Source organism: Nocardioides caldifontis (assembly GCF_008087345.1).
GTDB classification, from domain to species: Bacteria; Actinomycetota; Actinomycetes; order Propionibacteriales; family Nocardioidaceae; genus Marmoricola_A; species Marmoricola_A caldifontis.
Map to the genome: position 1 here is coordinate 433,010 of NZ_ML701735.1, position 14,012 is coordinate 447,021.

Annotated in this window: 14 protein-coding genes; 5 read left to right on the top strand and 9 right to left on the bottom strand. The window is 74.4% G+C overall.

The features are described from left to right. Positions 1 to 109 precede the first annotated feature (109 nt). The 3 genes from FIP57_RS02005 to FIP57_RS02015 all read left to right on the top strand — a co-directional run bounded on the left by FIP57_RS02005 (position 110) and on the right by FIP57_RS02015 (position 3,139). Positions 110 to 1,282 (top strand): class I SAM-dependent methyltransferase, encoded by a 1,173-nt coding sequence (locus tag FIP57_RS02005; protein ID WP_238993211.1) that lies wholly within the window; start codon positions 110 to 112, stop codon positions 1,280 to 1,282. A 103-nt stretch (positions 1,283 to 1,385) separates the two neighbouring features. After that, positions 1,386 to 1,961, top strand: a complete 576-nt coding sequence (locus FIP57_RS02010; protein WP_238993212.1) for a SigE family RNA polymerase sigma factor — start codon at positions 1,386 to 1,388, stop codon at positions 1,959 to 1,961. Then, entirely contained in the window at positions 1,958 to 3,139 is a 1,182-nt protein-coding gene (locus FIP57_RS02015; RefSeq protein ID WP_148571414.1) for a hypothetical protein, read from the top strand. The genes FIP57_RS02010 and FIP57_RS02015 overlap by 4 nt, the downstream gene beginning before the upstream one ends. Before the next feature lie 75 nt (positions 3,140 to 3,214). Here FIP57_RS02015 and tsaD read toward each other — a convergent pair whose 3' ends face one another. From tsaD to glmS, 9 genes are read right to left on the bottom strand one after another with little or no spacing between them, the layout of a single operon-like run. Next, positions 3,215 to 4,261 carry a tRNA (adenosine(37)-N6)-threonylcarbamoyltransferase complex transferase subunit TsaD gene (gene tsaD, locus FIP57_RS02020; protein WP_148571416.1) on the bottom strand — a complete coding sequence of 349 codons (1,047 nt, stop codon included), beginning with the start codon at positions 4,259 to 4,261 and terminating at the stop codon, positions 3,215 to 3,217. Next, the gene (gene rimI, locus FIP57_RS02025) at positions 4,258 to 4,722 is read right to left on the bottom strand and encodes a ribosomal protein S18-alanine N-acetyltransferase (RefSeq protein ID WP_148571418.1); all 465 of its coding nucleotides are present in this window, start codon (positions 4,720 to 4,722) and stop codon (positions 4,258 to 4,260) included. The genes tsaD and rimI overlap by 4 nt, the downstream gene beginning before the upstream one ends. Then, complete coding sequence (tsaB, locus tag FIP57_RS02030; protein ID WP_148571420.1) at positions 4,719 to 5,360, bottom strand: tRNA (adenosine(37)-N6)-threonylcarbamoyltransferase complex dimerization subunit type 1 TsaB; 642 nt, start codon at positions 5,358 to 5,360, stop codon at positions 4,719 to 4,721. Before tsaB ends, rimI begins: the two co-directional genes overlap by 4 nt. A gap of 10 nt (positions 5,361 to 5,370) precedes the next feature. Beyond that, entirely contained in the window at positions 5,371 to 6,315 is a 945-nt protein-coding gene (gene tsaE, locus FIP57_RS02035; RefSeq protein WP_148571423.1) for a tRNA (adenosine(37)-N6)-threonylcarbamoyltransferase complex ATPase subunit type 1 TsaE, read from the bottom strand. Then, on the bottom strand, positions 6,312 to 7,400 hold the full coding sequence (locus FIP57_RS02040; protein ID WP_148571425.1) for an alpha/beta fold hydrolase: 1,089 nt from the start codon (positions 7,398 to 7,400) through the stop codon (positions 6,312 to 6,314). Before FIP57_RS02040 ends, tsaE begins: the two co-directional genes overlap by 4 nt. Continuing rightward, positions 7,397 to 8,563, bottom strand: coding sequence for an alanine racemase (gene alr / locus FIP57_RS02045; protein ID WP_238993213.1), 1,167 nt, complete (start codon positions 8,561 to 8,563; stop codon positions 7,397 to 7,399). Before alr ends, FIP57_RS02040 begins: the two co-directional genes overlap by 4 nt. A 23-nt stretch (positions 8,564 to 8,586) precedes the next feature. Next, entirely contained in the window at positions 8,587 to 9,984 is a 1,398-nt protein-coding gene (locus FIP57_RS02050) for an NAD(P)H-hydrate dehydratase (protein WP_148571427.1), read from the bottom strand. Positions 9,985 to 10,033: 49 nt separating this feature from the next. After that, positions 10,034 to 10,384: a holo-ACP synthase gene (locus FIP57_RS02055; RefSeq protein ID WP_148571430.1), complete on the bottom strand. Its 351-nt coding sequence runs from the start codon at positions 10,382 to 10,384 to the stop codon at positions 10,034 to 10,036. Next, complete coding sequence (gene glmS, locus FIP57_RS02060; RefSeq protein WP_148571433.1) at positions 10,384 to 12,228, bottom strand: glutamine--fructose-6-phosphate transaminase (isomerizing); 1,845 nt, start codon at positions 12,226 to 12,228, stop codon at positions 10,384 to 10,386. The genes FIP57_RS02055 and glmS overlap by 1 nt, the downstream gene beginning before the upstream one ends. Positions 12,229 to 12,303: 75 nt before the next feature. On the opposite strand from glmS, the gene coaA reads away from it, so the two are divergent. Then, positions 12,304 to 13,275 carry a type I pantothenate kinase gene (gene coaA / locus FIP57_RS02065; RefSeq protein WP_148571436.1) on the top strand — a complete coding sequence of 324 codons (972 nt, stop codon included), beginning with the start codon at positions 12,304 to 12,306 and terminating at the stop codon, positions 13,273 to 13,275. A 108-nt stretch (positions 13,276 to 13,383) separates the two neighbouring features. Further along, positions 13,384 to 13,995 (top strand): hypothetical protein, encoded by a 612-nt coding sequence (locus FIP57_RS02070; protein ID WP_148571438.1) that lies wholly within the window; start codon positions 13,384 to 13,386, stop codon positions 13,993 to 13,995. Positions 13,996 to 14,012 lie beyond the last annotated feature (17 nt).

Here is a 14,012-nt window from a genome sequence, read left to right on the forward strand (position 1 = left end):
TCCCCCGCCGAGCCGTCGCATATTCACGGCGCCCCCCGTGAAGATGCGACGGCTCGGCACCTCTCACCCGGGAAGATGCGACGGCTCGGCCGGCTGGGAGGATGCGGCGGTGGACGTCGAGACCTTCCGGTGGCTGCTGACCGACCCCGGTCAGGTCGCGCTGGGCACGGCCACGCAGCTGTACGCCGAGGGGGTCGACCCGATCCGCGCCGGCGAGCGGCTCCGGCGGGCCCTCGACCCGGACCAGGCAGCCGCCGCGATGGCCCAGGCCACGCTGCGCGCGGCGGCCCGCGAGAAGTTCGGCGAGGACGCGGCGCGGATGTACTTCACCGCCGACGGGCTGGAGCAGTCCACACGTCGCGAGGTGGCGGCCCACCGGGCGGCGCGGGTCGCCCTGGCCAGGCCCGGCTCGGTGCTCGACCTCGGGTGCGGGATCGGCGGGGACCTGGTCGCGCTGGCCCGGGCGGGCACCACGGTGGCGGGCGTCGACCGCGACCCGCTGCGGGTGGCGGTGGCCGCCGCGAACCTCGACGCGCTCGGGCTGCCCGGCGCCGTGCAGGAGGCGGACGGCACCGCGCTCGACCTGACCCCGTTCGGCGCCGTCTTCGCCGACCCGGCTCGCCGCTCGGCGAAGGGGCGGACGTTCGACGTCACCGCCTGGACACCGCCCTGGAGCTTCGTCGAGCAGCTGCTCCGCCGCCCCTCGGTGGTCAAGGTGGCGCCCGGCATCCCGCACGACCTGGTCCCCGAGGGGGTCGAGGCGGAGTGGGTCAGCTTCGCCGGCGACGTGAAGGAGGCGGTGCTCTGGGCTGCGCCGCTCGCCGTCGCCCGACACCGCGCGACGGTGGTCTCGCCACGAGGCCTGGCGACGCTCACCGAGGCCGACGACCCCGGGCCCGGTGCGGTGCGGCCGGCGGGGAGGTATCTCTACGAGCCCGACGGCGCGGTGGTCCGCGCCGGGCTGGTCACCGCGGTCGCGGCGCAGGTCGGTGGCTGGCTGCTCGACGAGCACATCGCGTACGTCGCCTCCGACCGTGCCACCACGACGCCGTACGCGCGGGCCTATGAGGTGGTCGAGCAGCTCCCCTACCAGGAGAAGCAGCTGAAGGCGGCCCTCCGCGACCGCGGCATCGGCCGGCTGACGATCAAGAAGCGCGGCGTCGCGGTCGTCCCCGAGCAGCTGCGCAAGCGGCTCGCGCTGCGCGGCGACGCGGAGGCGACCCTCGTCCTCACCCGCGCGGCCGGGAAGGGCACCGCGCTGCTGGTCCGTCCCCTCACGTGAGGCAACCCTGATGCAACCTTCCGCACCCCGGTCGCGTCTTGGGCGTGAACAGGGTGTCGGTCCGGGGCTCCGGACCCCGAGCGGCGGAAGGATGGTGACGGTCGTGGGAGCTGCAGTCCTCGAGGCTGACGAGCAGACGGGAGCCGCCGTGGGCGCACGGGACAAGGACGCGCGGGACCGGGAGTTCTCCGAGTACATGCAGGCCCGGCAGCCGTCGCTGCTCCGCACGGCGTACCTCCTCACCGGCGACCAGCACACCGCCGAGGACCTCGTGCAGACCGCGCTCGCCAAGCTCTACCTGAGCTGGGACAAGGTGCAGCGCCACGAGGCCGTGGACGGCTACGTGCGGCGGATCCTCGTCAACGAGCACAACTCCCTGTGGCGCCGCGCCTGGAAGAAGCGCGAGACCACCGCCTCCGAGCTGCCGGACCGACCGGCCGACCCCGACGCGCCGAGCGCGACCCACGACGCCGAGCTCTGGGCCTTCGTGCAGACGCTCCCGAGGAAGCAGCGGGCCGCCATCGTGCTGCGCTACTACGAGGAGCTCAGCGAGGCCGAGACCGCCGAGATCCTGGGCGTCTCCGTCGGCACCGTCAAGTCACAGACCAGCCGCGCACTCTCAGCGATGCGCGCCCGCGTGGGCGAGATCGCCCACCTCTCGCCCCAGGAGGAGCGATGACCGAGGACCGAGGGCTCACCGAGGCTCTGCAGCGCCGGGCCGACGAGCTCGGCACCACCCACCCCCTCAGCCTCGAGGACGTCCAGGGCCGGGCCCGCGGCATCCGCCGCCGGCGCACCGCCCTGTCGGGGCTGGCTGCCGCGGCCGTCCTGGCCGTGGCCGCCCCGATCGGGCTGACGATCGGCGACGACGCGACCCCCGACCGCTCGACGCCCGTGGCGTCCAGCGGCGTCAAGGACGGCGTGCTCACCACCGAGGTCGACGCCGACGGCGGGAAGCCCGGCGTCCCCTACCTGTACGACGGGGAGATCCACCTCCCGGACGGCGGCACCGTCCAGGTGGCCGGCGAGTGGACGAGCTTCGACACGCTCGGTGAGGGGTTCGTGGTCTCGGACGGCTCCGATCTCGCGCTGCTCGACGTCGAGGGCCAGATCGTCCACGAGGTGCCGACCTCGGGGAGCACCTTCGCCGTTTCGGCGGACCACACGGTGGTCGCGCACCTGACCGAGCGTGGTGTGCAGACCATCGGTGTCACCGGCGACGAGTTCACCGTGCCGGTCCCCGCCGACATCGAGTCCCCGCAGCTCGTCGCCGTCCAGGGCACGGAGAGCTGCGACCCGGAGCACGAGGAGGGCGGTTGCGTGTTCTTCCTCAACGACGGCGGTCCGACGCCCGGCGCCTGGTCGTTGACGTCGAAGGGGATGATCAACCCGCTCAGCGAGTTCCTGGCGCTCAGCGACGTCGCGGACGACAAGCAGGTCGCCGGGATGACGAGCATCGACGAGCTCGAGCCGAGCGCCTGCCACCAGGTGTGGGCCGACGCGTTCGCCGACGGCCCCGAGTGGCACAGCTGCGACCACCGCGTCATCGCCTTCAGTCCGGACGGCACCCGGGTCTCGGCGGGGTACTCCTACGCCGACGGGTTCGGAGACGGGTCGCTCGCGATCCTCGACGCGGCCGACGGCACCGTCCTCGCCGAGTGGGTCAACTCCGAGGAGCACCCCGCGGCGGCCACCAACCTCGGGTGGGACGACGACGGCACGCTGCTGGGCGTCGTCAACGAGGGCGAGAGCTGGGCGCTGATGCGGTTCAGCCCCGACGGCGGGCTGGCCAAGGTGATGGACGTGGAGGGCGAGTACTCCGAGTCCAGCCCGATCCTCCTCCCCCGGAGCTCCTGACTCCCAGCAGGAGCACCTCGCACCACGTGCCGGCCGGAGCAGCCAGCTCCGGCCGGCACGCGCGTGTGTCCAGCCTCAGAGCAGCACCTCGGTGACCGGCAGGCTCGAGTCGGCGGGGATGTCGAGCGTCGAGGGCTCGCGACCCCGCACCACCATCTCGGCGCCGAGGGCCGCCACCATCGCCCCGTTGTCGGTGCAGAGCCCGGGGCGTGGGACCCGCACCCGGATCCCGTGCTTCGCGGCGCGCTCCTCGGCGAGCGACCGGAGCCGCGAGTTCGCCGCGACCCCGCCCCCGATCAGCAGGTCCTCGACGCCGCGGTCGACGCAGGCGTCGAGGGCCTTGCGCACCAGCACGTCGCAGACCGCCTCCTGGAACGACGCGGCGACATCACCCACCGGCACCGGCTCGCCGGACGACTCGCGGGCCTCGACCCACCGCGCGACCGCCGTCTTCAGCCCGGAGAACGAGAAGTCGAACCGGTGCCGCTCCAGGTCGCGCCGGGAGGTGAGCCCGCGCGGGAAGTCGATCGCCACCGAGGAGCCCGAGCGCGCCGCCCGGTCGATGTGCGGGCCGCCGGGGAACGGCAGCCCCAGCAGCCGGGCGACCTTGTCGAAGGCCTCCCCCGCTGCGTCGTCGATCGTCGAGCCCAGCGGCTCGACGCCGGTCGTCACGTCTTCCACCAGCAGCAGCGACGAGTGGCCTCCGCTCACCAGCATCGCGAGGCAGGGCTCGGGGAGCGGCCCGTGCTCGAGCTGGTCGACCGCGACGTGGGAGGCCAGGTGGTTGACGCCGTACAACGGCTTGTCGAGCCCCACCGACAACGCCTTCGCGGCGGCCACGCCGACCAGCAGCGCACCTACCAGCCCGGGGCCGCTCGTCACGGCGATCGCGTCGACGTCGCCGAGGGAGACGCCGGCGGTCTCGCAGGCCCGCTCGATCGTCGGCACCATCGCCTCGAGGTGCGCGCGGGACGCGACCTCCGGCACCACGCCCCCGAAGCGCGCGTGCTCGTCGACCGACGACGCGACGGCGTCGGCGAGCAGGGTATGGCCCCGCACCAGGCCGACGCCGGTCTCGTCGCAGGACGTCTCGATCCCCAGCACCAGCGGCTCGTCGCTCACCCTGTCCTCCTCCCGCACGACGCGGTCCCCAGCGACGCGCGCAGCACGACGGCGTCGGTGCCGTCGCGGTAGTACCGCGGCCGCCGGTCGATCTCGACGAACCCGGCCGCGACGTAGAACGCCAGCGCGCCCGCGTTCCCCGCGCTGACCTCGAGCAGCATGCGGTCGGCGCCGTCCCGGCGCCCGTGCTCCATCAGCTCGGTGAGCAGCCGGCTGGCCACCCCGGTACGCCGGACCGCCGGCACGACCCCGATCCGCTGGAGGTCGACCACGTCGCCGGCGAGCAGCGTCACCGCGTAGCCGAGCACGTCGTCGCCCTGCGCCGCGACCAGCGCCGTCCGCCGTGGACCGGTCAGCTCCTCGGCCACCGAGCTCCACGTCCACGCGTCGACGCCGAACAGCTCCTGCTCGAGGGCGGTCACGGCGGGCACGTCGGAGGCGGTGGCCGGGCGGAGCCTCACGACACCTTCTTCGGCGGGCCGGGGGCGACCGCGTCGGGGCGGCGGAGGTAGACCGGCTCGGGGTCGACGAGCTCGGCGCGCTCCTCGGCGACGACGAGCGCGAGGGTCGCCGCCGACGGCCGCTCGGGGGCGCCGGTGCGCGCGAACGCCTCCGGGTAGAGCTGCGGCCCCGCGCCGACCACGAGGCGACCGGGGTCGAGCCGTTCGGCGATCGCGGCGGGGCGCTCGACGTGCAGCTCGCCGAGGCGCTGGCCCTGCTCGTCGTACTCCGCCCAGAAGAGCTCCTTGCGGCGGGCGTCGATGGTGGCGACCACCGGCTCACCGGCGGTGTCGGCCGCCTCGACCCCGAGGACGTCGAGGCTGCAGACGCCGTAGACCGGGATGCCGAGGGCCAGCCCGAGGGTGCGGGCGGTGACCAGCCCGACCCGCAGCCCCGTGTAGGGACCCGGGCCGACGCCCGCGGCGACCGCGGTGACGTCCTGGCGGATCGCGCCCACGCGCTCGAGGGCGGCGGTGATCATCGGTGCGAGCTGCTCGCCGTGCTGCATCGGGCGCTCGCTGGTCGCGGTGTCGACGATCCCGTCGTCGTAGAGCGCCACGGAGACCAGCGGCGTGGAGGTGTCGAGGGCGAGGAGCACGCCCCCGAGGTTAGGCGACCAGCCGTGAGAGCCCCGCGCCAACCCAGCGGGCTCCGACCGGCACGACGCGAGCCGAGCGGGCCTCCGGAGCCGGGTCGGCCGGACCCTCCGGACCCCCGACGCTGCGGGTGAGCGTGATCTCCAGACGGTCCTCGGCGAGGAGCTCGGCCAGCCCCTCCCCCCACTCGACGACGGTGACGGAGTCCTCGACGGTGACGTCGAGGTCGAGGTCGTCGAGCTCGACGGCCCCGGAGAGCCGGTAGGCGTCGACGTGGACCAGCGCCGGCCCGTCGCCGAGCGGCGGGTGGACGCGTGAGATCACGAACGTCGGCGAGGTGATCCCGCCGCGGACGCCGAGCCCCTCCCCGAGCCCCTGGGTGAGCGTGGTCTTCCCGGCTCCGAGCTCGCCGGTGAGCACCACGACGTCGCCGGCGTGCAGCAGCCCGGCGACCCGGCGGCCGAGCTCGTGCATCTCCTCGGCGGTGGGGACGGGGACCACGACGGGGAGCTCCTTGACCATCGTGAGGCTGGTGCCGTCGTGGGCCACCTCGACGTACCCCTGGCCGAGCCAGAACCGCACCGTGCCGGGCAGCTCGGCACGCGCCAGGCAGCGCGTCCGCTCCATGCCGAGGTCGCGGGCGACCAGCTCCGCCTTCGCCGCCATCGCGTGCGCGACGCCGTGGTGCTGGGCGTCGGGGAGCACCGCGACCCGGCGGAGCAGCAGCGACTCCGGCTCCGGCACCAGCAGCACCGACCCCACCGGTCGGCCGTCCAGGGTGGCCAACAGTCCGCCGCCCTCCGCGAGCGCGGCGCGCACGGTGTCGGCGGTCTCGTCGAGCGCGGTCGCGGGCGGGTCGAGGGCCGGCCGGGCGCCGAACGCGGCGTGCACGATCGCGACGACCGTCTCGGCCGCCTCCGGCCCCACCTCGACGACGGTGAGCCCCTCGAGGGTCACGGGCGCCCCTCCGCCTCGACGGCCCGCAGGTCGGCCTCGTCGAGCAGCGCGTCGAGCCGCTCCTGGACCTCGTCGGCCGCCTCCATGATCGACATGTGGCCCACTCCGGGGAGCTCGAGGAGCTCGGAGCCGGGGATCCGCGAGTGCAGCTTGCGGGAGTGGCCGATCGAGGTGAGCTTGTCCTCGGTGCCGCACACGATCAGGGTCGGCACCCGGGTGAACGCCTCGACGACGTGGAACTTGTCGAGGGCGTCGAACTGCGGGATGAACTCGACCAGCACCTCGAGCGGCGTCCGGTGGATCATCTCGTCGACGAAGGCCACGTGCGCCGCGGGCACCCGACCCGAGCCGAACGCGAACTGCCGCACGAGCCAGAGCCCCAGCGCCGACCGGTTCTCCCGCACCAGCTCGAGGAGCCGCGCGCGTTCGTTGGCGACCAGCAGCCCCCGCTCGAGCGCCCGCTTCCCGAGCGCGTCGGGCACGTGCTTGGCCACGATCTTGTGGGTGCGCTGGCCGCCGGCGGTGGTGGAGACCAGCCCCACCCCGACGACCTTGTCGCCGAAGAGCTCGGGGTGCTGCTCGGCGAGGGCGACGATGGTCATGCCGCCCATCGAGTGGCCGACGAGGACGACCTTCTCGTCCGGCTCGGTGAGGGTGGCGAGCACCTGCTCGAGGTCGTGGCCGAGCTGGTCGATGGTGGCGTTCTCGGTCGACGAGCGCTCGCTGCGGCCGTGGGACCGCTGGTCGTAGAGGACGATCCGGCGCCGGCCCCGCAGCGCCTGGCGCTGGAAGTGCCAGCAGTCGAGGTTGAGCGAGAAGCCGTGGACGAGCACGACCGTGACGCGCTCGCGGCCGGCGTCGCCCGCCGAGCCGTACGGCGCGCGCTCGTCGACCTCGGCGTGCAGGAGCACCTCGTCGTCGGCCTTCACCTCGTGCACGGTGCCGCGCAGGGAGCCGAGCTCGGGCTCCCCCGCGAGCGCCTGGGCCAGGCGCCGCTGACCCAGCCACCGGTCGACCAGGTAGCCGCCCGTGGCGACGGCGAGCCCGGAGCCCGCCAGCAGCCCTGCGGTGCGTCTGCGGCTCATCGTGCGGGGTCCTCCTGGGTGCTGTCGACGTGCTCGCGGGTGAACCGTCCTCCGAGCCGGGTGACGATCTCGTAGGAGATCGTCCCGCACGCCCGGGCCCACTCCTCCGCGGTGGGCTCCCCGGTGAGACCGGGGCCGAAGAGCACCACCTCGTCACCCGCGGCGGCCGGGGCGTCACCGAGGTCGACGACGAGCTGGTCCATGCAGACCCGGCCGGCCACGGTGGTCCGCCGGCCGGCGGCGAGCAGCGGGGCCACGCCGGACGCGCTGCGGAGCACCCCCTCGGCGTACCCCACGGGCACCACGCCGAGCGTCGTCTCCCGGTCGGTGACGTAGGTGTGGCCGTAGCTGACCCCCGACCCCGGCGGCACCCGCTTCACGAGCGCGAGCCGGGCGGTGGCGGTCATCGCGGGGACGAGCCCCAGCTCCGCGGAGCTCTGCAGCTGCGGCACCGGCGAGAGCCCGTACGCCGCGAGGCCGCACCGGACCAGGTCGAAGCGGCTGGTCGGCCGGGTGAGCGCCGCGGCGGAGTTCGCCAGGTGGCGCCACCGGGGACGGAGCCCGGCCTCCTCGGCCACCGCGAGGGCGCGCCGGAAGGCCGCCTCCTGGGCGTCGTTGGCCGGGTGCTCCGGCTCGTCGGAGCAGGCGAGGTGCGACCAGATCCCGGTGACCTCCACGTGCCCGTCCTGGCGGGCCTGCAGCGCGGCGGCGACCAGGGCCGGCCAGTCGGCCTCGGTGGCGCCGCCCCGGCCGAGGCCGGTGTCGATCTTGAGCTGGAGCCGGGCGGTGCGTCCGACCTCCTGGGCGGCGGCGACAACGGCGGCGACGTCGTCGGGGGTGTAGGCAGTGAGCTCCACGTCGGCGGCGACCGCGGGGGCGAGCTCCTCCCCCGGCGTCCCGAGCCAGCACAGCAGCGGCCCCTCGTCGCCGGCGGCGCGCAGGGCGAGCGCCTCCTCGAGCACCGCCACACCGAGCCAGTGGGCACCGGCCTCGCGGGCGGCACGGGCCACCTCGACCATCCCGTGGCCGTAGCCGTCGGCCTTCACGACCACCATCAGCTCGGCGGGCGCGGCGGCCGCGCGCAGCGTGGCGACGTTGTGGCGCACGGCCGCGAGGTCCACGACGAGCCGCGCGCGGGGCAGGGTCGAGCTCCCGGTGGTCACGCCCGCCATCGTCCCAGAGAGGGTCACGGCTCCCCGAGCAGCCTCGCGCAGGTCCGCGGCACCGCACGCGCCACGTCAGGGGCGGTGAGCGGTCCGCCGCCCGAGGCGAGCGCCGCCGCCGCACCGTGCAGCCAGGAGCCCACGCTCGCGGCGTCGAACGGCGCCAGCCCGGCGGCCAGCAGCGCCCCGACCAGCCCGGCGAGCACGTCGCCGGCTCCGGCCGTGGCCAGCCAGGGCGGCCCGACCGTCGTGACCCGGACCCGACCGTCGGGGTCGACGGCGAGCGTGTGCCGGTTCTTCAGCAGCACCACCGCGTCGAAGCGGCGCGCGGCCTCGCGGGCGCAGCGGAGCTGGTCGGCCTCGACCTCGGCGCGCTCGACGCCGAGCATCCGGGCGAGCTCCCCGGCGTGCGGCGTCAGCACCGCCGGCACCCCGAGCGGCCGGTCGACCACCCCGAGCGCGTCGGCATCGAGGACGACCGGCACGCCGTCGGCGAGCGCCGCGCGGAGCTGCTCGGCCGCGGCGTCGTCGGCGCCCGACCCGACCACCCACGCCTGCACCCGCCCCTCGCCGACGACCACCTCCGGGTGGTCGGCCTGTACCAGCGACGCCACCGCGGACCCGGCGTCGGCCGGCACGTAGCGCACCATCCCGACCAGCCCGGTGCTCGCGCCGGACACGCAGAGGGCCCCCGCGCCGCGGTAGCGGTCCGAGCCGGCGCGGACCCCGACGACGCCGCGGGTGTACTTGTGGGCGTCCGGGGCGGGCACCGGGAGCAGCCCTCGGACGTCGTCCTCCTGCAACGCCTCGACCACCGGGGCGGGGAGGTCGAGCCCAAGCTCCACGAGGTGCACCACGCCGCAGGCGCGGGCCGCCGGGTCGACGAGCAGGCCGACCTTGTGGGTGCCGAAGGTGACGGTGAGGTCGGCGCGCACGTGAGGCCCCTCGACCCGGCCGGTGTCGACGTCGATGCCCGAGGGGACGTCCACCGCGACGAACGGCGTGCCCTCCAGCGACGCCACCAGCGACGCGGCCTCGGGGCGGAGCCCGCCGGCGGCGCCGATCCCGACGATCCCGTCGACCGCGACGTCGTAGGGCCCGCGCGGGGCGTCGACCACCCGTCCGCCCGCGTGGCGGAACGCCGTGAGCCCGCCGGGGTGGGCCCGGTCGGGGGCGAGGAGCACCGCGTCCACCGACGCCCCACGACGAGCCAGCGTCGCCCCTGCGTGCAGCGCATCTCCGCCGTTGTTGCCCGCGCCGACCAGGAGCAGCACGCGGGCGCCGTACACGCGGCCGAGGAACTCGGCGAGCGCGGTCGCCAGCCCGGTCGCGGCGCGCTTCATCAGCGCCCCCTCGGGGGTGGCGGCGAGCACCGGCGCCTCCGCGGCCCGCACCTGCGCGACGGTGTGCGCGCTCCTCATCCGGGGTCCCCGCGGCGGTGGGAGCGCAGCGAGCAGCGTCGTGGGGTGGTCATGACTCGAGGACCACGAAGGCGGTGGCCACGCCCGCGTCGTGGGAGAGGGAGAGGTGGGCGGTGGCCGCACCGAGCCGCCGGGCAGCCTCGTCGACGGTGCCGCTGAGCACGAGGACCGGGCGGCCGGAGCTCTCGCGGACCACCTCCGCGTCCTGCCACTCCAGCCCCGCGGGCGCGCCGAGCGCCTTGGCGAGCGCCTCCTTGGCCGCGAAGCGGGCGGCCAGCGAGGCGACCGGGAGCGACCGCTCGCCGGGGGTGAAGAGCCGCTCCGCGAGCCCGGGGGTACGCCGCAGCGACTCCTCGAACCTGCCGATGGCGCAGACGTCGACGCCCACCCCGACGATCACTACTCGACCGTGACCGACTTGGCGAGGTTGCGCGGCTGGTCGACATCGTGGCCCTTGACCGTGGCCAGCTCGCATGCGAAGAGCTGGAGCGGGAGGACCGCTGCCAGCGGCTGGAGCAGCGTCGAGGAGCGCGGGACCCGGAGCAGCACGTCGGCGTACGGCTCGACGGAGGTGTCGCCCTCGTCGGCCACCACGATCGTCCTGGCGCCGCGCGCCCGGACCTCCTGGATGCCGCTGACCATCTTGTCGTGGAGGAAGTCGCGGCCCCTGGGCGGGACGATGCAGAACACCGGCATGCCCGGCTCGATCAGCGCGATCGGGCCGTGCTTGAGCTCGCCGGCGGCGAACCCCTCGGCGTGGATGTAGGCGAGCTCCTTGAGCTTCAGCGCCCCCTCGAGCGCCACCGGGTAGCCGGCGTGCCGGCCGAGGAAGAGCACCGAACGGGCGCCCTCGAGTTCGCGGGCGAGCCCGTAGACCGACTCCGCGTCGTCGAGCACCTGCTGCAGCCGGTCGGGCATCGCCGCGAGCTCGTCGACCACCGCGGCGATCTCGTCGCCGAACCGGGTGCCCCGGACCTGGGCGAGGAAGAGCCCGAGCAGGTAGCAGGCGACGAGCTGGGTGGTGAACCCCTTCGTCGAGGCGACGCCGATCTCGGGGCCGGCGTGGGTGTAGATCACCGCGTCGGACTCGCGCGGGATCGTGGAGCCGTTGGTGTTGCAGATCGCCAGGACCTTGGCGCGCTGCTCCTTGGCGTGGCGGATCGCCATCAGGGTGTCCGCGGTCTCCCCGGACTGGCTGATCGCGACGACGAGGGTGTCGCGGGTCAGGATCGGGTCGCGGTAGCGGAACTCGTGCGCGAGCTCGACCTCGCAGGGGATCCGGGTCCAGTGCTCGATGGCGTACTTCGCGACGAGCCCGGCGTAGAACGCGGTGCCGCACGCGGTGATGATGATCTTGTCGACGTCGCGGAGCTCGTCCTCCGACATCCGGATCTCGTCGAGCTGGAGCCGGCCGGTGTCGTCGTGGCGCCCGAGGAGCGAGTCGGCCACCGCTCGCGGCTGCTCGAAGATCTCCTTGCGCATGAACCAGTCGAAGCCGCCCTTCTCGGCCGCGGTCAGGTCCCAGTCGACGTGGTACTCCTTGCCCTCCGCGGGTGCACCGGAGAAGTCGCTGACCTCGACCGCGTCGCGGGTGATCGTCACGACCTGGTCCTGCCCGAGCTCCAGCGCCTGCCGGGTGTGGCCGATGAACGCCGCGACGTCGGAGGCGAGGAAGTTCTCGCCCTCGCCGAGCCCGACGACCAGCGGCGAGTTGCGGCGGGCCGCGACCACGCGGGTGTCGTCCTCGGCGTCCACGGCGACGAGGGTGAAGGCGCCTTCGAGCCGGCGGGCGACCGCCTGCATCGCCTCGGTCAGCGTGCACCCGGCGAGCACCTCGCGCTCGAGCAGGTGCGCAGCGACCTCGGTGTCGGTGTCGGAGAGCAGCTCGGCGCCGGAGCCCTCGAGCTCGGCCCGCAGCACCGCGAAGTTCTCGATGATCCCGTTGTGCACCACCGCGACGCGCCCCTGCTGCCCCCTGTGGGGGTGGGCGTTGTGGTCGGTCGGCGGGCCGTGGGTGGCCCAGCGGGTGTGGCCGATGCCGATGGTGCTGCGCGGCAGGGGGGCCTCGGCGAGCGCCTTGTCGAGGTTCGCGAGCTTCCCGGCGCGCTTGTCGCCGACGAGCCGGCCGTCGTCGACCAGCACCACTCCGGCGGAGTCGTAGCCGCGGTACTCCAGCCGGCGGAGCCCTTCCACCACCACGGACTCCGCGGACTGCTCACCGACATAACCGACGATCCCGCACATGGGCGCGAGTCTACGGGCGCGGCTCCCCGCAGCCCCGCCCGCGACGCCGGGACGTCGGTGGGGAGAATGGTCGCCATGCCGTCCGCCGCCGACGACCGCACCCCTTTCGTCGAGCTCGACCGCAGCGCGTGGGCGGCCCTCGGGACGGCTGCCGAGCAGCCGCTCACCGAGGAGGAGATCGAGCGGGTCCGCGGACTCGGCGACGAGCTCGACCTCGAGGAGGTCGAGCAGGTCTACCTGCCGCTCTCCCGCCTGCTCAGCCTGTACGTCGAGAGCGCCGGCGCCCTCCACCGGGCGCAGGAGGCGTTCCTCGGCGGCCAGCCGGACTCCACCCTGGCCCAGCCCCCGCGGACGCCGTTCGTGATCGGGCTCGCCGGATCGGTGGCGGTCGGGAAGTCCACGACCGCCCGGGTGCTCCAGCAGATGCTCGCGCACTGGCCGGAGCACCCCCGGGTCGCGCTGGTGACCACCGACGGGTTCCTGCTCCCCAACGCCGAGCTCCGGCGCCGCGGGATCCTGCACCGCAAGGGGTTCCCGGAGTCCTACGACCGCAAGGCGCTGCTCCGGTTCGTGATGGACATCAAGTCAGGCAAGGACGAGGTGGCCGCGCCGACGTACTCCCACCTGGTCTACGACGTCGTCCCGGACCAGCCGGTCGTGGTGCGGAAGCCGGACATCGTCGTGGTCGAGGGGCTCAACGTGCTCCAGCCGGCGCGGCTCGGGGTCGACGGCCGTCCCGGGCTGGCGGTGAGCGACTTCTTCGACTTCTCCGTCTACGTCGACGCCTCCTCGACCGACGTACGGCGGTGGTACACCGAGCGGTTCCTCAAGCTCCGCGAGACCGCGTTCCGCGACCCGACGTCGTACTTCAGCCGCTACGCCGACCTCAGCCACGACGACGCCGTGGTCGAGGCGCACCGGCTGTGGGACACGATCAACGGGCCCAACCTCAAGCACAACATCGCGCCCACCAAGGGCCGCGCCAACCTCGTGCTCCGCAAGGCCTCCGACCACTCGGTGCGGTGGGTCCGGCTCCGCAAGCTCTGACCCCGAGCGGCCGACGCGCAGAGGAGCAGATCCGGGAGATCGACCTCCTGTGGCCGGGAACTCGGGAGCGCCAGGGTCGTGGCATCCCCGAACGACCAGGAGGACTCCATGGCCATCATCTCCTCGATCTCCGACCCCGCCACCATCGCCGCACGCCGGACCGGTGTCGCCCACGCTCTGACCGCGACAGGGGTGGTACTGGCCCTCAACGGCGCACTGCTCGGCAGCCGACTCTTCCTCGACAGCCGTGACTACTCAGAGGTGGCCGCAAGCGGCCTCCACCTCACGCACTACCTCGTGTGGACCCTGTGCCTGGTCGCCTTGAGCCAGCTCTACCCGAGGCTGCGTTCGCTGAACGACGCCGGTTCCAGGCTGTCGACGACGGCGCTCGTCGTCGCGGGAGCGGGTGCGGCCTTGGACGCCTGCGCCCGGTTCGTCTCGGCCTTCGTCACGCCGTACCTCGCCGCGCAGCAGCCGGCCATGGTGGACGGCACACCGGACGCGATCCTCCTCGTCCCCCTGCTCGCAACCGGTGCGGTCGCCATGGTGGGCGCGGCCATGGTGGGGGTGAGCGGCTGGCGGCACCGTGTCTTCCCGCGAGCCGCGGCTGCCCTGCTCGTGCTCGGAGGCGTTGCGATCCCCGTCCTGGGACCGGTCTCGAACGTTCTTCTGGGGGGCGCCCTCGCGTGGATCGGCCTCTCAGCGGGCGCCCGACGCTGACCCTAGACTCGCCGACC

Bases quoted from the DNA above. Each gene is read 5' to 3' on its own strand.
- coaA (WP_148571436.1), top strand. From the start codon at position 12,304: ATGCCGTCCGCCGCCGACGACCGCACCCCTTTCGTCGAGCTCGACCGC.
- FIP57_RS02050 (WP_148571427.1), bottom strand. From the start codon at position 9,984: ATGAGGAGCGCGCACACCGTCGCGCAGGTGCGGGCCGCGGAGGCGCCG.
- FIP57_RS02070 (WP_148571438.1), top strand. From the start codon at position 13,384: ATGGCCATCATCTCCTCGATCTCCGACCCCGCCACCATCGCCGCACGC.
- FIP57_RS02015 (WP_148571414.1), top strand. From the start codon at position 1,958: ATGACCGAGGACCGAGGGCTCACCGAGGCTCTGCAGCGCCGGGCCGAC.
- glmS (WP_148571433.1), bottom strand. From the start codon at position 12,228: ATGTGCGGGATCGTCGGTTATGTCGGTGAGCAGTCCGCGGAGTCCGTG.
- FIP57_RS02040 (WP_148571425.1), bottom strand. From the start codon at position 7,400: ATGAGCCGCAGACGCACCGCAGGGCTGCTGGCGGGCTCCGGGCTCGCC.